Genomic DNA, 18,259 nt, shown 5'->3' on the forward strand with positions numbered 1-18,259 from the left:
CTATATATTTTTAGAGAGATATTTTAATACCAAACAGGACTGTTTTCAATAAATAGCCACTGTTATATGAGTTTTGAAGCCCTGTTTCTGGATCTGGGCCTGCGTAGTCTGTAAACGTAAACGGGTTTTGAATGTCTAATGTTAGTCGGAAACTAGACATTTTGAACTTTTCTAATAGGGTTTGTGGAAACTGATATCCCAAACCAATATTTCCCACTCTTACAAAATCAAATTCTGTATAATAATTGTTTCCAGTCGCGCCATATTCTAACGCAGGGTTTTGTGAATTTGGATTATTAGGTGTCCAATAATCTAGATCTAACTTATTAAATTTGGCATCATCATTTTGCCAAGGAACAAAATTATTGTAAAATTCAGAATGTCCAAAAGATCCTTGTCTTGTATATATTTGAAAAGAAAAATCGAAATTCTTATAGGAGAAAGTGTTTGTCATACCTCCAGTCCAATCTGGTGATACCTGACCGATTACAACCTGATCATCGGCATTAAGTATTCCATCACTGTTTTGATCTCTGTATTTCTCTTCGCCAGGAAAATACCCATAACTAAGTGCTTCTGCAGCTTCTTCTAATTGCCAGATGCCAATTTTCTCGTATCCATAAATAGCATCTACAGCTTCGCCTACTATCAAACGCCCGTGATTGCCAAAGGGTTCTTCATCTCTTTCACCGTCTAGTCTTAGAATTTCGTTCTTATTCCGAGAAAAATTCAAGCTGGTTACCCATTTAAAATCATCGGTTAGTATGTTAGTGGTATTTAGCGTAATCTCGAATCCGCTGTTTTTAACCGAACCGTAGTTGCCTACCGCACCATTTGCAAACCCAGTAATTCTAGAGAGCTCTCTATCAAATATGGAACCTTCTGTGTTTTTGTTATAAATTTCGAACGCCAAACGAACTCGATTGTCAAAAACTCCTGCATCAAGACCAAAATTGAATTCTTTAGACCTTTCCCATGCTAAGTCGGCATTATTTAACCCTGTTATTTGTATGCCGTTCGTTATCTCATCACCGAACAAATAATCTGCGCCTGTTATGAGTGCCAAAGACTGATAAGGGCTTGCCGAACTATCATTTCCTGCCTCTCCATAGGTGATACGAAATTTTAAATTGTTTAACCACGATACATTCTTCAAAAATTCTTCTTCACTAGCTTTCCATGCAATGGCAGCTGAAGGAAAAAAAGCCCATTTATTACCTAGTGCCAGTTTAGAAGATCCGTCATATCTTCCAGTTGCAGTAAATAAATATTTATTTTGAATGTTATAATTTAATCTGCCTGTAAAAGAGGCCAAGGTGACTTTTGAAAATCGTGAGTCGTTATTTCTTACATCCAAACCTGCACTGGTATTGTAAAAAAGGTAAGCATCTGTATCAAAATCTCTAGTTTCGATAGCACTTCCCTCTGCTTGATTATAATATAATGAAGATACTAATGTAGCATTTAATTGATGTCCTTCAAAAATGTTAAAATTAAAATCTGCAATATTATCCCATGTGTAAGAGGTTCTAAATGTGGTATTGTATATAGATCGAATTCTTTCAGGCTCATTTCTTGCATCTTTGGTTAACAGACCTCTATATTCTCCGAATCGGGAATTATTAATGGAAGGTGCAAATTGTGTTTTAAAGTTCACCCAATCCGCAAATTGATAACTTAAAAATACATTGGCAATCACATTAAATGATTTGGTATTTACTCTCCATGCACCGTTAGCGTCGTAGAAGGGATTTGTAAAGCGTCCATCTTGATCATCTGGAAATAATATAATATTTCCTTCAGGGTCTCTCGAATTTACGGTAGGTGCTAGTCGTAATGAACTACGAAACAATTCTCTACTGCCTTCTTCTCTTTCTGCCAAAGCCAAATAGGATTTTAAACCGACTGTAAATTTATCGGTAATTTTTTTTGTTAGTGATAAACTTATATTATAACGTTCAAATTGCTCGATACCCATAACACCTTCATCTTTTAAATATCCTAGCGTACCGTTATAAACCAAGCCATTGCTACCTCCAGACATTCCTAAATTGTGTGATGTCTGAATGGCCACTTGACGATAATCTTTTGCCCAATCAGTATAACGTCCATTCACCATATTATCAGCTTCTTCGTTTGTGGATCGAATTTCCTGTGAGATATCAATTTCAAGATTATTATAATCTTCCACAGTTGGATATATGCCAGCCGCTGGGTCAAAAAGCCCTTTCCATGCGGTGCTTCTCATTACGTCTTCCACAAATTGAACATACTCTGCACCATTGAACATATCGGGTTTATTGGTAGCTTCCCGAATTCCGAATGTAGCATCGTAGGTAAACCTTGTTCTTCCTTCAATACCATTTTTGGTAGTAATTATTACCACACCATTTGCACCTCTAGAACCATAGATGGCTGTCGCAGAAACATCTTTTAAAATGTCTATTTGTTGGATGTCAGACGGATTTAATACATTTATATCATCAAAGAACACTCCGTCAACTACAAAGAGTGGCTGAGATTCATCATCCGAAAGTGCATCACTAATTCCATCTCTACCTGCATAATTATCAGGTTTAATCGCTGTATTTCCTCTAATATCAAAAGATAACGGCGCACCAGGTTTGTTACTTAATGACCGTATATCTACACCAGCTACTCTACCTTGTAAAGCTTGCCCAATGTCTGTCTTTTTTTGCTCTGTAATTTCTTCGGCACTTAAAGACGCAACGGCTCCTGTCAGATCCGTTCTTTTTACAGCTCCATATCCAATGATGACCACTTCATCGAGTTGTGATATGTCTTCTTTTAACTGAATATTTATTGAAGATTGTCCCAGATAGGTTACCTCTTGTGTTTTATATCCTAGATAAGAAAACACAATGATATTTCCATTATTGACTTTTATTTGATAATTTCCATCAAAATCTGTAATAGTACCAATTGATGTACCTTTTATATTAACCGTTACGCCTGGAGTAGGATTGTTTTGGTCATCGGTAACAACACCAGACACACTATTTTGCGTCCATGAAGTCCCTATAAATCCTATCAACGAAAGAATTAATAAAAATTTAAGTTTTTCCATTTTAATTTGTTTAGTTATTTTTTAGCTAATGTAGTAGGAAGTATTTAACAAGGAATGGACATATTATGCTGAAATATGGATATTTTGATTAATTTTTAAAATAAGAGGTATATTTTTTGAAATTCATAAATTCATATGCAATTAAATATGATAAAAGTAAATTATAGTAAAATCAATTAGCATTAATTATAAGAGTTTTGTGTGTTAGGCGGTTTCATCCATGCTTTTGAACAGTTCATCCATCTGAGTATTAATTTTTTATTGTTAAATTAGTGCTCAACTACAAAATATATCTAGATTATGAAAAAAAAAATTTGTCTACATAAATTGGTACTGCTTTGTATGGTATTACATTTATGTAGTTGCTCAAAAACAACAAAAGAACAAACTCCATGGAAAGACTTATTTGATGGTGAAACTCTAGAAGGTTGGACACAAAAAGGAGGTGATGCTAAATACCAAGTTCGCGATGGTGCTGTTGTTGGAACCACAGTACACAATACACCAAATTCTTTTTTAACTACTGATAAGTTATATGGCGATTTTATTTTAGAACTAGAATATAAGGTAGATTCTACTATGAATTCTGGCATACAAATACGCAGTAATAGCTTCCCGCATTACAGAGATGGACGTGTACATGGGTATCAAGTTGAAATTGACCCTTCAGAACGTGCTTGGAGCGGTGGTATTTATGATGAAGCCAGACGTGGCTGGTTAAATACCCTAGAAAATAACCCAGAAGCTCAAAAAGCATTTAAACAAAACGATTGGAATCATTACCGTATCGAAGCTATTGGCGACACATTAAAAACATGGATAAACGGTGTTCCCGCAGCCCATTTAGTAGACGAAAAAACTGCAAGTGGATTTATTGGTTTACAAGTACACAATATTAAACCAGATAAAAAAGAAGGTACTGAAATTGTATGGAAAAACATAAAAATAATTACAGAGAATGTGGCTAAGTATTCTAAAAAGTCTCCTATAAAACCCATCATCATTAAAAATCAATTAACGTTAGATGAAAAGAAAAAAGGGTGGCAGTTATTATGGGATGGTAAGACCACCAACGGATGGCGAGGCGCTAAGCTAGATAAATTTCCAGAAAGCGGCTGGAAAATTAAAAATGGTGAATTAATTGTATTGGCTTCAGGTGGTGGAGAATCTACAGCTGGTGGTGATATTGTTACGGAAGCATTGTACGGAGATTTTGAACTGTCAGTAGATTTTAAAGTAACTCCAGGTGCCAATAGTGGCATAAAATACTATGTAGATAGTAACCTTAACAAAGGCAACGGTTCTTCTATTGGTTTAGAATATCAAATTTTGGATGATGATTTGCATCCTGATGCCAAACTAGGAAACCATGAAGGCAGTAGAACTGTTAGTTCATTGTACGATTTGATTCAGGCTGATATAAATAAGCCTATAAACCCTGTAGGAGAATGGAATACTGCTTACATCATTTCAAAAGATAATCATGTAGAGCATTGGTTAAACGGTACAAAGGTTTTAGAGTACGAAAGAAAAAGTGATGCCTATCGTAAACTAGTATCTGAAAGCAAATATGTAAAATGGCCTAATTTTGGCGAATTAGATAAAGGACAAATCCTATTACAAGACCATGGCGACTTAGTCTATTTTAAAAATGTAAAAATTCGTTCTATAAACAATACCAAAGAATAAGATTATGAGCACAAACAGAAGAGATTTTATAAAAAAAACAACCATTGGAGCTGTCGGTATCAGTTTAGGGTCTAGTGTACATGCCATGTCGGCAAAAAGCTATTCGAATATTATTGGAGCGAATGATAGATTGCATGTTGCAATACAAGGTTTAGGTAGAAGATATAGTGCTTACATACCTGCAATCGTAGCAAAAGAAAATAATATTAAATTACACTATTTGTGTGATGTTATGAAAAGCCAGCGTGATAAAGCGGCACTTGAAGTTTCGAAAGTTATAAGTAACACACCAAAACTGGAAAACGACATTCGTAAAATTATAGAGGATAAGAAAATTGACGCTATTTTTATGGCAACACCAGATCATTGGCATGCTCCAGGTGCTTGTATGGCAATGCAAGGAGGGAAGCATGTGTTTTTAGAAAAGCCATGTAGTCATAATCCGCAAGAGGGTGAATTGCTCGTAGCTTACCAAAAAAAATATAATAAGGTTGTGCAAATGGGAAATCAGCAACGTTCATCACCACAATCACAAGAAATTATTAAAAGCATCCATGAAGGTATTATTGGTGATGTATATAATGCCATTGCTTTTTATACAAGCAAAAGGGGTAGAGTACCAAATCAAGTAAAAGCAAATCCGCCAGAAGGATTAGATTGGGATTTGTTTCAAGGACCAGCTCCAAGAAGAGATTATACTGATAATACTTGGGACTATAATTGGCATTGGTATGGCTGGGATTATGGTACCGCAGAAATGGGCAATAATGCCACACACGAACTAGACATTGCACGCTGGGCTTTAGATGTAAAGTACCCAGAAAACGTACATGTAAATTCTGGAAAGTTTCATTATAAAGACGATGGTTGGGAAATGTATGATACGATGGAGGCAACATTCCGTTTTGCTGGGAATAGAACCATTCAGTGGGATGGACGTAGTAGAAATGGATATGACAAATACGGAGCGGGTAGAGGTACTATTATATATGGTTCTAATGGCTCTGTGTTTATCGATAGAGGTGGGTATAAGCTGTATAATTTAAAAGGTAATTTAATAAAAGAAAATCTTTCTGATGGTAAAGAAGCGGGCACAGCTCTTGGTGGAGGAGGAGACCTTTCAACATTGCATACTATAAATTTCTTTGATGCAATAAGAGGTAAAGCAGCGCTAACATCGCCAATTGATGAAGGTGCTATTAGTCAGCTTTTAACTCATTATGCCAATATAGCACATCGTATCGATAACTCATTTGAAGTTAATGAACAAACAGGTCGTATTTTTAATAGAGAAGCCATGAAATTATGGTCTAGAACCTATGAACCAGGTTGGGAGATTAAATCAGTGTAGTACATTACATATATAATTCATCTAATAAATACAGCTAGTATATGAAGAGAAGAGATTTTCTAGTGAAAGGGACTTTGGCATCAGCCGCAATTACAACTTCGAATTTTGCTATGGGTACTATTTTAAATTGTAAAAATCCTAATGAAACTTTAAATATAGGCATTATTGGTACAGGCGATAGAGGTAGTGGGCTTATTCCAAGCATCAATCAAATTCAAAATTTTAATGTGATTGCCTGTTGTGATACTTTGCCATTTCGTTTAGAAAATGGGCTAAAAAAAGTGGAAGGTATGGCTAAAGGATACAGTGATTATCGTAAATTATTAGATCATAAAGATATAGATGCTATTTTAGTAGCAACGCCCTTTTATACACATGCTAAAATTGCCATGGATGCTGTAGATGCTGGGAAACATGTGTATTGCGAAAAAACGATGGCGAAAGGTTATAAAGGCATTCAAAGTTTGATTAACAAAGTAGGGCAATCGAAAAGTATTTTTCAGACAGGACATCAATACCATAGTTCTAGATTGTATACCCATGTGGTAGACCTAATTAAAAATGGAAAAATAGGAAATATCACCGCATTCGAGTGTCAATGGAACCGTCATGGAAATTGGAGACGTCCAGTTCCAAGACCCGAACTAGAAAGAGCTATTAATTGGCGTATGTATCGTGAATACTCTGGCGGACTTTTAGCTGAATTATGTTCACATCAAATAGATTTTGCAAACTGGGTTTTAAATGAAATGCCTACTCAAGTAATGGGATCTGGAGGTGTAGATTACTGGAAAGATGGTCGTGAAACATATGATAATATTCATCTAATTTACAATTATCCTAGTGGTGTTAAAGCTACGTATACATGCTTAACGAGTAATGCAAAAGATGGTTATAAAATTAAAATAAAAGGAGATAAAGGTACACTTATTTTAGATTATGCAAAAGCTTGGTTTTATCCAGAAAGCAATCAAAAGAAAGAAATGGGTACAGTAGACGGTGTTTCTGGTGCCACAGTAAAATGGGATAAAGGCTTAGGTATTCCTATTGAGATGGAACATATTGAGCCTAGTAAACAAGCTCTGATTGATTTTAGGGAAAACATTATAGATAATAGAGAACCAATATCAAACATAACTACGGGTGCTAATACTGCTATTTGTATTCAAATGGGTCTTGATGCTATGTATGATAATAAAATAGTAACAAAGCCAATATTTTAATATTTATAGTTGATTTTATCATGTAAAATGTCTCTTTATCTTACCATATAAAGAGGTGTTTGATAAGTAAGAAGTAATGATTCATTTTTTCTTTAAGTTTTATATCGAAAAGATGTAGAAATAATTTCCGTTTTAGAAATAATAGGATTCTAACCTCTAATCTAATACAGGAAAAAAAATCAAATGTAAAAGTCTCTGTTTATACTTATCTTGTTGTTAGAAAAACTAATCTTTTAAAAACGATCTCATCATTAAAGCGGCTCCGTAAGCACTTTCATTCGCAGAATTTGTAAGTCTAATGCGAACATTTTTTTTCATTAAACTTAAAAATTTGGTAAAGACTTCGTTGGAATTAAATCCGCCAGAAATAAAAATATCTGTTAGTTTATTTTTATCGTCTAGAATTAAATCTATTCCAGTAATTACTTTTTTGCAAATCTCATATACTAATTGATAATATGCTTTTTCAAAAGAAGTGAATTTTTTAGGCAGTTCTAAATTTGCTTCAAAATTAGTATCTATTCCTTCTTCTAAGAAAATTTGCGAACCTCTGCTTATTAAAGTTTCGCATAATTTTATATCTAAATAAAGAGATTTATGTGCATTCTTTTTAGTCTTAAAATATGCTGTAAGCGCTTTGGTATATACTTCGTGTATTTTTCCCAAAAATTGCATAGAAGATTTTACTTGTTGCTTTTCTGGCGTCATAAAACACAAGCAATTATTTTTTAATTGTTTTTTTGTAAGATTTTTTTTACTAAAAGGGTTCATCGCAATAATCCAAGTTCCTGTTGAAAGCAAAACATAATTTTTACCTTTTTCTTTCTCTAAAATTGGAATTATAGAGGATGAACTATCATGCAAACCAGTACCAACAGCAATGTTTTCTCCGTTAATTTCAGTAAGAATTGCTTCTTTTCCTTTTGAAGGCTCAGGTAGGGTGATACTTTCATCCTTTAACCAACTGTGATATTGCATGTTATCAAAATCCCAAGTGGCTGTATGTGCACCTATTGAAGTAAACTCTGCTGTAATTTCTTTTGTAAATAGATAACTTAGATATTGTGGATAATGTAAGATAGATACAACATTCTTCCAGATTTCTGGTTTTTCATTTTTCAGTTTAAGTATTTGAATTCCTGTGTTTAACATTCCGTATGCCGGAGAAGCTGTTTTTCTTGAAAATTCATCAATACCACCATTTGCTTCGTATACGTAAGTATATTTCGATAAATCTAACGGTTTTAAATAATTGTATAAAGGTGTTAGTCTTTTGCCATTTTTATCTAAAAAAATAATTGAAGCACCATGTGTTGAAAAATTTATAGCTTTTATTTTGTAAATTCCTTTTGTTTGAATGTCTCGTATTTCTGCTAAAATCCAATTTTCTATGGAAGCAATATCATCACATGGAAAACCATCCTCATCTTTTATTTCTTTAAATTGAACGGATTTCATAGAAACAATATCAAATTTTTGATCAAAAAGAAATATTTTTTTGTTCGTTTTTCCGATGTCTACAATAGCAATAACATTCTTCATTATAAGCGGATAAGTTTATTAAAAGTGATTCTATTTTGGAATAATGAACCAACTGAATCTCGTTTAATTAAGAATAAGTTAGTCTTTGAAACCGTATAAAGGACCGTAGCTTTTACAAGCTCTGTAATCTGCTCCTTCAGAATTTTCTCCAAAAGCAGACCATGCGCTTGGTCTAAAAATATCTTCATCTGCTATATTGTGCATATTTACAGGAATGCGCAATAATGCAGCTAAAGAAATTAAATCTGCACCTATATGACCATGAGAAATAGCACCATGGTTAGCTCCCCATTTTGCCATTACAGAATACACATCTTTAAAGAAGCCGCTTCCTGTGGTTCTTGGCACAAACCACGTTGTTGGCCAAGTAGGGTTTGTTCTTTCATCTAAAACTGTATGAATGTCTTCTGGTAATTCTACACTCCAACCTTCAACAATTTGTAAAACAGGTCCAATACCTTTTACCAAGTTTATTCTACACATGGTCATTGGTAATTGCCCTCTAGTTTTAAATTGAGATGAAAAACCTCCACCTCTAAAATATTCTCCGATGGCCGCTGGCCATTTTGTATGGTCTAAACAACGTTGCACATCATCTTCTGTTATTTCCCAGAAAGGTTTTATGGTTGGGTTGCCATCTGCATCTTCTTGTTGAGCAGTAGCATCTAAGGTTGTAGAACCAGAATTAATTAAGTGAATAATTCCATTTTCTGCTAAACCTGTTAATTTTTTACCGGTTACACGTTCTACAGATTCAGAACTCCAATAGGTTCTTACATCCGAAAATAATTGTGCCTTTCCTGTCAATAAATGTCCGAATAACATAGAAATTGCGTTTAAACAATCGTTTTCTGTAGCAAACATATAGGGCTGTCTAATTCCGTTCCAATCAAAAGAAGAATTTAATATAGATTCTGTAAAATCTGCATTTGGTTGGTAATCTGTCCATTGACGCTGACCTTGAAAACCACCCATAATGGCGTTTCTTCCTTTAGCTTCTTCGCCAAAACCAAGCTCTTTTAATTTTGGATTTCCATTCATTAAATCTTTACAAATTAGGGTCATCATTACAACGCGTTCCCATTCATATTTTTTTACTTCTTCAGATTTTTGACTTTCTGGACTATTATAATCTTTTCCTTCTTTACAATTCTCCCGTGTCCATTTTATTGCTTTCTTATACTCTTCTGGATCATAAATTTCTTCATTTATTCTTCTTAAAACTTCTATAGATTCTACAAACTCTGCTCTTACACCTAAATAGTCTTGTAAAAAGTTTACGTCTACCATAGAACCTGCAATACCCATAGAACTATATCCAATAGACAAATAAGATTTTCCTTTCATTTGAGCAACGGCTAAGGCCGCCTTTGTAAAACGCAATAGCTTTTCTTCAACATCTGCAGGAATACTCATATCACCAGCATCTTGTACTTCTTTACCATAAATACCAAAAGCGGGCAATCCTTTTTGAGAATATCCAGCTAAAGCAGCTGCTAAATATACGGCGCCTGGTCTTTCTGTTCCATTGAACCCCCAAACCGCTTTAGGTAATAACGGGTCTGTATCCATCACTTCAGTTCCATAGCACCAACAAGGCGTTACTGTTAATGAAACTCCTACACCTTCTCTATCAAATTTATCTGCACAAGAGGCGGCATCGGCAACACCACCAATAGTGGTGTCAGCAATCACACACTCCACTTTTTCACCACTGGGGAAACGTAAATGGTCTTCAATTAATTTAGCGGCTGCTTTTGCCATGTCCATACATTGATCTTCTAATGATTCTCTTACTCCTGCTTCTCTTCCATCAATCACTGGACGGATCCCTACTTTTGGTAACCTTCCTATTAATCTGTTCATAATTTTATAAGTTAAAAAGTGTTTCTAAATCTTTAATTTCTGTATTCGTTAATCCTTTAGGTTCAAAACCTGCAGCCCAAGCTCCTAATAATAATTTTGCTCCTTTATTAGCTACATCTAAAAAATCCCACGCTTCCATAATGGTTGGTGCCGTTGTTGTTGCCCCGTGTTTTTCCCATAAACACAAGTCTCTGTATTTAAAACCTTCAATAGTGCTTTTTGCTAAATCATCAGATTGCGTGATATAGTATGGAGTACAATGAATTCCTTTGGGAACGTATACCCTAACCTCAGGACACATACTCCAAATAAGTTGGTTTAGTTTTTTTTCATCTTGAAAAACAGGATGATGACTTAGTATGATTAATTCAATAGGATGTGAATGCAATACTGCTAAGTTTTGGGGGTTGTTTTCCATATTAAACATATGAATTTCTAAATGTGAAGCCATTTCTGATGTGGGTCTAAATCCTTCACTATTTCCTCCCCAAATAATAGAATATCCCGAAGCGTCTTCATTGATATACACAATGCAAGAAGCCGCTTCAATTTCATCCACCAAACTACGGATGTAGCAACCCGCTCCTGTGACAAAAAGAAACAAACCTGCTGCCGCTGATGGAAATTCTTGAGCCATAAAACGCTTTGATTCTGGAATGTTATTTTTATCGAAAAATGAAGTTAAATTTATCGAAATATTCCCTCCGTTTCTTTCAATCCACTCACGTTGCCATAAATAGCCTGCAACATTTGAAATTTGATGTATTTCTTTTATTACAGATTCTGGTAATTCGTTTGTATTCATTACTAAAATTTATAATATTATTAAAACATCAAAGTAATAAAATAATTATTTATACTTTTGTATCTGATTCAAACAATAGCGTGTCGTTTAAATGCTTAATCGAGTTCAACATAAAATCGGAGACCCTTCTACAAACCAACAAACGTTTACTGATGTTGAGTTAAAAACGCTGTGTTGCCGATATTGGCTGCTAGATACTTGGGATTGTCACGATTTGGCATTTCCTTTTTGGAGAATTTATTGGAATAAAAATGATGGTGGCGTATTGCAATTAAACCAAACAATACACGAGATGACTCCAGATAAGGTCTATATTATTCCTCCTTTTACCTCCTTTTCTACCTATTTTAAAAAAAACAAGAAACATCATAAAGGATTTCAGGTAACTGGACGACATTTAACTACAGAAGATGACGATACAGAACTTGCCAAAACATCCTTATTACATGTATTTATTCATTTTAATCTAGGTGTTCCGTTTGATAATGTGTATCCTGGGATTTTTATGGTAGAAGTATCTGATTCTTTAAAAGAAAAATTTGATTATTTGACCGAACGACTGAAGCAAGAAAACACTTATTTCTATGTAACGTACACCCTTAGACTACAGGCGTTGATTAAAGAGATATTATCTAACATTGGTCCTGAATTATTTAAAACACTTAATGTAGATCAACGCATTTTAAAGGTAGTGCGTTATATTGAAAATAATATTGATCAGAATCTATCCAACTCTAGCTTAGCAGACATTGCAAACATGGCTACCAATTCTTTTAGCAGGTTATTCAAACAAAAAATGAATATTACATTACATAACTTTATTATGAAACGAAAAATTTCAAGATCTTGTAAGCTATTAATGCATACTAATAAAACTATTAAAGAAGTTTCTTATTCTTTAGGATTTTCAGACAGACATCATTTTTCAAGAGTCTTTAAATTGGTTACTGGGATTACACCTTCTGTATATAAATCAGGAAATTTCTCTTAGACTTTAATTTCGATAGTTTTAAAATCAAATAATGTTTGCTTCATACATATTTGTAAATTAAACAAAATACTGTTAAGCTTATTTTTTCTTGTAAACTTAAACATATTAACACATTAAATTACAGTAAATTTTTTGGTTTTTGGCTCATCATTCAATTGTTTGAATACGCTCGTATAAAATTAATAATTTACTGATATAATGAATCTTAAATACCACATCTATCTTTCAATTCTATTTTAAAAAATATCTTTTTTGGATTTATTTATTTTTTTAAAATACTATAAGAATAGTTTTTTATCACCTAAAAACCCTATTTAAAAATATTGTAAGATGTTTGTTTACGTTCCTACATTGTTTGTTCAAGACAATATTTTAATTCATTTACTACATTAAATTTGCTTACTAAATTAATTTAACTATCAATATATATTAAAATGAGCAAGAATTTTAAGTACGTAGATTATTTATGGGACGATGAAAAAGCAGCTTCATTTGGCGATAACCAAGTAGAACTTTTTTTGTACCGATCTAATATATTAGGAGCCGACTTAAGAATTACGAATTATGGTGGAGGAAACACCAGTTGTAAAACTATTGAAAAAGATCCGCTAACTAATGAAGAAGTTGAAGTAATGTGGGTAAAAGGCTCTGGTGGAGATATTGGAACATTAACCAGAAGTGGCATTGCTGGTTTATATACCAGTAGACTTCGTGACTTAAAAAAGGTGTATGGTGGTTTAGAAGATGAAGACAGAATGGTTGGTTTGTTCAATCACTGTATTTATGACTTAGATAGTAAAGCACCTTCAATAGATACACCCTTGCATGGTTTATTACCATTTAAGCATATTGATCACTTACACCCTGATGCTTTAATTGCCGTTGCTGCCGCTAAAGACAGCGAAAGAGTGACCAAAGAAATTTGGGGCGATACCATGGGATGGGTGCCTTGGCAACGTCCTGGGTTCGATTTAGGCTTACAATTAGAAAAATGTTTAGCAGACAATCCAGGAATTAGAGGAATTGTTTTAGGTAGCCACGGCTTATTTACTTGGGGCGATACCTCTTACGAATGTTATGTCAATTCCTTAGAAGTTATTGAAATGGCTTCTGAATATATCGAAAATAAAATCAAGGAAAACAGAAGCGTTTTTGGAGGCCAAAAAGTAGAAAGTTTACCTGCTGATGAGCGAAAAGAAAAAGCAGCTCAACTAATACCTTTATTAAGAGGTTTATGTTCTTCAGAAAACCAGATGATTGGCCACTTTACGGATACGGATGTGGTGTTAGAATACATCAACAGTAACGATTTGGAAAAATTAGCTCCAATGGGAACTTCTTGTCCAGATCACTTTTTAAGAACTAAAATTCAACCATTAGTTTTATCATTAGAAACTAGTGAAGATTTATCAGATGCTAGTGCAATACTTAAAAAATTAGAACCTGCATTCGAACAATATAGAGCAGAATATATAGAATATTATAACACCTGTAAAAAAGACAATAGCCCTGCAATTCGTGATGCAAATCCAGTAATTATTATTTATCCTGGAGTAGGAATGTTCAGTTTTGCAAAAAACAAACAAACCACACGTGTTGCTAGTGAATTTTACATCAATGCCATTAATGTAATGCGTGGTGCAGAAGCAATTACAGCATATACATCGTTACCAAGACAGGAAGCTTTTGATATTGAGTATTGGTTATTAGAAGAAGCAAAATTACAGCGGATGCCAAAAGAACAACCCTTATCTCGTAAAGTAGCATTTGTTACTGGAGCTGGTGGTGGAATTGGTAAAGCAATTGCTGACAAACTAGCTGCAGAAGGAGCTGTGGTGGTCTTAACCGATATTAATGAAGAAAGTTTAGTTGAAGCAAATGCAACCTATAAAAGAGATGTGGCTACCTATGCGGTTTGTGATGTAACGAGCACAGCATCTATTGCTGATGCCTTTAAAAAAGCTTGTTTAGAATTTGGTGGTGTTGATATTATTGTTCACAGTGCCGGATTAGCAATTTCTAAACCTTTAGAAGATACTACAGATAAAGACTGGAATATTTTACAAAAGATCTTAGTAAAAGGTCAGTTTGATTTGGCCAAACAAGGTGCAGCAATTATACGTCAGCAAGGTCTTGGAGGTAACTTTATTTCTATTGCCAGTAAAAACGGATTGGTTGCAGGGCCTAACAATGTAGCTTACGGAACAGCGAAAGCAGCACAACAACACATGGTACGTTTATTAGCTGCCGAATTGGCAAAAGATAAAATTAGAGTAAATACGGTAAATCCTGATGGTGTTATTGTTGGAAGTAAAATTTGGGAAGGTGCTTGGGCAGAAGGTAGAGCAAAAGCAAACGGAATTACCGTGGAAGAGTTACCCGCATTTTATGCAAAGCGTAACTTGTTACACGAAATCATCACTCCTGATGACATTGCTAACGCCGTGTTTTCTTTTGTAGGCATTTTAGACAAATCAACAGGAAATATTATCAATGTTGATGGTGGTATGGCCAATGCTTTTGTTAGATAGAGACATAGATTATCAATTATTGAGTTAATAGATAGAAATTAAAATTTTTATGGAAAACTGGTATTTATAGGCAAAATTATTTTGAATATATATGCCAGTTTTTTTAATTTTTAAAAGTAAAATGCATGAGTAGTACAGAAAAAGTTCCAGTAGTAGCAAAATCGGTTATAGTACCGTTTATTTTGATTACATCCCTTTTTGCGCTTTGGGGGTTTGCAAATGATATAACAAACCCAATGGTAAGGGCTTTTCAAAAAGTATTAGAATTATCTAATGTCGAAGCTTCATATGTTCAATTAGCTTTTTATGGAGGATATGGTTGTATGGCTATTCCTGCAGCATTATTTGTGAATAAATACTCTTATAAAACGGGTATTTTAGTTGGTTTAGCTCTTTATTCTTTAGGAGCGTTATTATTTTTTCCCGCAGCACAGTATGAGAGTTATGCTTTTTTCTTGGCGTCTTATTATATATTAACTTTTGGATTAGCATTTTTAGAAACAACTTCAAACCCTTATATATTATCAATGGGAGCTAAAGAAACAGCTACAAGACGTTTAAATTTTGCGCAAATGTTTAACCCAATGGGTTCAATAGGCGGATTATTAATTGCTCAAAACTTTGTTTTAAGTGCATTAAAATCTGATGACCAGGCAAGTGATGGGACACCAATATTTGACAGTTTATCTGATACCGCTAAAGTTGCTATTCGAACTTCTGATTTAGAAGTAATTCGAAATCCATATGTGATATTAGGCTTTGTTGTATTAGTGTTTTTTATAATGATTAGTTTATTTAAAATGCCTGAAAATAAGGAGCAAGAAGTAACGATAAAATTTACAGATTCGGTAAAAAGACTATGGAGTCAACCTAAATTTGCATTTGGTGTCATTACTCAAATTTTTTATGTTGGAGCGCAAATTATGTGTTGGACTTATGTATACCAATACGCTGAAACTATAGGTATAGACAGTAAATCTGCAGTTTGGTTTGGTTTAGCAGGGTATATTGTTTTTTTGGTGGGTAGAATTATAGGTACAGCATTAATGAAAAATATTGATTCAGGAAAATTATTAATGTACTTTTCAATTGGAGCTTTTATAACGACAATTGGAGCCATAATTTTACCAGGTGCTATTGGGATTTATTCTTTATTGGGCACATCAATATTCATGTCTATTATGTTTCCAACTATTTATGGAATCACATTAGAAGGACAAGGGCAAGACACCAAATTTGGAGCAGCCTTTCTTGTAATGGCTATTGTGGGAGGTGCTTTATTAACTCCGTTACAAGGGCGAATTCTTGACTTTGGTGGACCGGGTTATGAAGATGTAAGTTGGTTAGGATTATCAGAAATGCGTTTTTCATTTTTAATTGTATTAATTTGTTTTGTTGTTATTGGTGTCTATGGTAAACGGGTTTATTCTGTATATAATAGAAAAGTATAAGTACATGACAAAACTGAAATGTATTCGTGTTGTTTTGTTTATCTTTATGAGTATAGAACTTTAAAAGTGTACAAGAATTAAATTAGTTATAACAATTAAAAAAAATGAAAATAAATTAAAAACAGATAGAGTTGTTAAGATTTATCCTGTAAAAAAGTTGTTTTTCACGCGAATGGCAAGATCTAACAACAAAATTAAAAGGAAAAAAGGATTGTCATTAGATAATGATACTGAAATGGCTTTTTGTAAGTTGATTTAAGCTTTTTTTTTAAATATTTATATGTTACTAAAATTATGAAAGAGATTAAAATTAATACGAACTACCCATCCATAGAGGATTTAAGAACAAAAGCGTCTAAGATGATTCCTAAATTTGCTTTTGAATATTTAGATGGCGGCTGTAATGAAGATGTAAATCTTCACAGGAATACATCAGAATTAAGAGAGGTACAATTGACTCCACAATATTTAAGAAATTTTAATGGCACTAGTTTAAAAACAAAATTGTTTGGTATTGAATACGATGCCCCTTTTGGAATTGCACCTGTAGGTCTACAAGGATTAATGTGGCCAAATTCACCAGAAATTTTAGCCAAAGCAGCCTTTGAGCATAACATCCCTTTTGTATTAAGCACAGTGACTACAACTAGCATAGAACGTGCTGCAGAACTTACAGAAGGTAGAGCTTGGTTTCAGTTATACCATCCTACAGAAGATAGTTTAAGAGACGATATTATTAAAAGAGCTGAAGCTGCAGAATGCCCCGTTTTAGTTATTTTATGTGATGTACCCAGTTTTGGTTTTAGACCAAGAGACATCAGAAATGGTTTGGCAATGCCTCCAAAAATGAATTTGACTAATATTTTGCAAGCTTTTGGCAGACCAAGCTGGAGCTTACAAACATTAAAACATGGTATTCCAAATTTTGCAAATTTAGTTCCATACATGCCAAAAAATCTCGACTTAAAACAGTTGGGTAAATTTATGGATCAAACATTTTCTGGAAGATTAAATGAAGAAAAAATTAAACCAATTCGCGATATGTGGAAAGGTAAAATTGTTTTAAAAGGTGTTGCTTCTCACTTTGATGCAGAACAAGCCATCCGTTTAGGTTTAGACGGAATCATTGTATCTAATCACGGAGGAAGACAATTGGATGCTGGAGAATCCTCTATAAAACCATTAACTTCTATCGCAGAAAAATACGGAGACCAAATTGAAGTAATGATGGATAGTGGAATACGTTCTGGACCAGATGTGGCCAGAGCTTTAGCAAGTGGTGCTAAATTTACCTTTATGGGTCGCTCGTTTATGTATGGGGTAACCGCTTTAGGAAAAAAAGGAGGGAATCATACCATTTCATTATTAAAAGCCGAATTACAACAAGTAATGGAGCAACTATGCTGTGAGAATGTGGATGATCTACCTAAACATTTGGTTATGAAGTAGTTTTTTATTCATCGTTTTAATATATGGTTAAAAAAAGATTTCACATCAAAAAAATCTGTTCAAATCTCACTTAGTTGATTTTATAAATACCAAGCATGAATTAGTTCTTTTAGCTGGAAAGATAGATTGGGATCATTTTAAAGAAACCTTTACACAATATTATTCTCATACCTAGTGTTTGTAAGGTTTCACTAGTTAAAATATACAAAGTTTAATAGAGATTATTTTTGCTAAAAAAATAGTAGAATAGTCACAAATTTGAAATCGAATAAA

General features: G+C 33.8%; 11 protein-coding genes. 7 read left to right on the forward strand and 4 right to left on the reverse strand.

All coding sequences use genetic code 11. The annotated features are described in order from the left end of the window. Window positions 1-10: 10 nt before the first annotated feature. Complete coding sequence (locus Q0998_RS04170) at window positions 11-3,088, reverse strand: TonB-dependent receptor (RefSeq protein WP_299666662.1); 3,078 nt, start codon at window positions 3,086-3,088, stop codon at window positions 11-13. A gap of 300 nt (window positions 3,089-3,388) precedes the next feature. Between Q0998_RS04170 and Q0998_RS04175 the strand changes: the two genes are divergently transcribed. From Q0998_RS04175 to Q0998_RS04185, 3 genes are read left to right on the forward strand one after another with little or no spacing between them, the layout of a single operon-like run. After that, entirely contained in the window at window positions 3,389-4,777 is a 1,389-nt protein-coding gene (locus tag Q0998_RS04175; RefSeq protein ID WP_299666665.1) for a DUF1080 domain-containing protein, read from the forward strand. Window positions 4,778-4,781: 4 nt separating this feature from the next. Beyond that, window positions 4,782-6,128, forward strand: coding sequence for a Gfo/Idh/MocA family oxidoreductase (locus Q0998_RS04180; protein ID WP_299666668.1), 1,347 nt, complete (start codon window positions 4,782-4,784; stop codon window positions 6,126-6,128). 41 nt (window positions 6,129-6,169) lie between these two features. Continuing rightward, window positions 6,170-7,351, forward strand: a complete 1,182-nt coding sequence (locus tag Q0998_RS04185; protein ID WP_299666671.1) for a Gfo/Idh/MocA family oxidoreductase — start codon at window positions 6,170-6,172, stop codon at window positions 7,349-7,351. A 225-nt stretch (window positions 7,352-7,576) separates the two neighbouring features. On the opposite strand, the gene Q0998_RS04190 is transcribed toward Q0998_RS04185, so the two are convergent. The 3 genes from Q0998_RS04190 to rhaD all read right to left on the reverse strand — a co-directional run bounded on the left by Q0998_RS04190 (window position 7,577) and on the right by rhaD (window position 11,564). Next, window positions 7,577-8,893 carry an FGGY family carbohydrate kinase gene (locus tag Q0998_RS04190; protein WP_299666673.1) on the reverse strand — a complete coding sequence of 439 codons (1,317 nt, stop codon included), beginning with the start codon at window positions 8,891-8,893 and terminating at the stop codon, window positions 7,577-7,579. A gap of 78 nt (window positions 8,894-8,971) precedes the next feature. Then, window positions 8,972-10,759, reverse strand: a complete 1,788-nt coding sequence (locus Q0998_RS04195) for an L-fucose isomerase (protein WP_299666676.1) — start codon at window positions 10,757-10,759, stop codon at window positions 8,972-8,974. Between the two features lie 4 nt (window positions 10,760-10,763). Beyond that, entirely contained in the window at window positions 10,764-11,564 is an 801-nt protein-coding gene (gene rhaD / locus Q0998_RS04200) for a rhamnulose-1-phosphate aldolase (protein ID WP_299666679.1), read from the reverse strand. A gap of 91 nt (window positions 11,565-11,655) precedes the next feature. On the opposite strand from rhaD, the gene Q0998_RS04205 reads away from it, so the two are divergent. From Q0998_RS04205 to Q0998_RS04220, 4 genes are all read left to right on the forward strand, one after another. Continuing rightward, window positions 11,656-12,555: an AraC family transcriptional regulator gene (locus Q0998_RS04205; protein ID WP_299666682.1), complete on the forward strand. Its 900-nt coding sequence runs from the start codon at window positions 11,656-11,658 to the stop codon at window positions 12,553-12,555. Window positions 12,556-12,989: 434 nt separating this feature from the next. Then, on the forward strand, window positions 12,990-15,086 hold the full coding sequence (locus tag Q0998_RS04210; protein WP_299666685.1) for a bifunctional aldolase/short-chain dehydrogenase: 2,097 nt from the start codon (window positions 12,990-12,992) through the stop codon (window positions 15,084-15,086). Between the two features lie 125 nt (window positions 15,087-15,211). After that, entirely contained in the window at window positions 15,212-16,537 is a 1,326-nt protein-coding gene (gene fucP, locus Q0998_RS04215) for an L-fucose:H+ symporter permease (RefSeq protein ID WP_299666687.1), read from the forward strand. Window positions 16,538-16,831: 294 nt separating this feature from the next. After that, complete coding sequence (locus Q0998_RS04220; RefSeq protein ID WP_299666690.1) at window positions 16,832-17,986, forward strand: alpha-hydroxy acid oxidase; 1,155 nt, start codon at window positions 16,832-16,834, stop codon at window positions 17,984-17,986. Window positions 17,987-18,259 lie beyond the last annotated feature (273 nt).

This window comes from uncultured Polaribacter sp. (assembly GCF_947501385.1).
GTDB lineage: Bacteria > Bacteroidota > Bacteroidia > Flavobacteriales > Flavobacteriaceae > Polaribacter.

Bases quoted from the DNA above. Each gene is read 5' to 3' on its own strand.
- Q0998_RS04210 (WP_299666685.1), top strand. From the start codon at position 12,990: ATGAGCAAGAATTTTAAGTACGTAGATTATTTATGGGACGATGAAAAA.
- Q0998_RS04195 (WP_299666676.1), bottom strand. From the start codon at position 10,759: ATGAACAGATTAATAGGAAGGTTACCAAAAGTAGGGATCCGTCCAGTG.
- Q0998_RS04205 (WP_299666682.1), top strand. From the start codon at position 11,656: ATGCTTAATCGAGTTCAACATAAAATCGGAGACCCTTCTACAAACCAA.
- Q0998_RS04220 (WP_299666690.1), top strand. From the start codon at position 16,832: ATGAAAGAGATTAAAATTAATACGAACTACCCATCCATAGAGGATTTA.
- Q0998_RS04180 (WP_299666668.1), top strand. From the start codon at position 4,782: ATGAGCACAAACAGAAGAGATTTTATAAAAAAAACAACCATTGGAGCT.
- Q0998_RS04185 (WP_299666671.1), top strand. From the start codon at position 6,170: ATGAAGAGAAGAGATTTTCTAGTGAAAGGGACTTTGGCATCAGCCGCA.
- Q0998_RS04190 (WP_299666673.1), bottom strand. From the start codon at position 8,893: ATGAAGAATGTTATTGCTATTGTAGACATCGGAAAAACGAACAAAAAA.
- Q0998_RS04175 (WP_299666665.1), top strand. From the start codon at position 3,389: ATGAAAAAAAAAATTTGTCTACATAAATTGGTACTGCTTTGTATGGTA.
- fucP (WP_299666687.1), top strand. From the start codon at position 15,212: ATGAGTAGTACAGAAAAAGTTCCAGTAGTAGCAAAATCGGTTATAGTA.
- Q0998_RS04170 (WP_299666662.1), bottom strand. From the start codon at position 3,088: ATGGAAAAACTTAAATTTTTATTAATTCTTTCGTTGATAGGATTTATA.
- rhaD (WP_299666679.1), bottom strand. From the start codon at position 11,564: ATGAATACAAACGAATTACCAGAATCTGTAATAAAAGAAATACATCAA.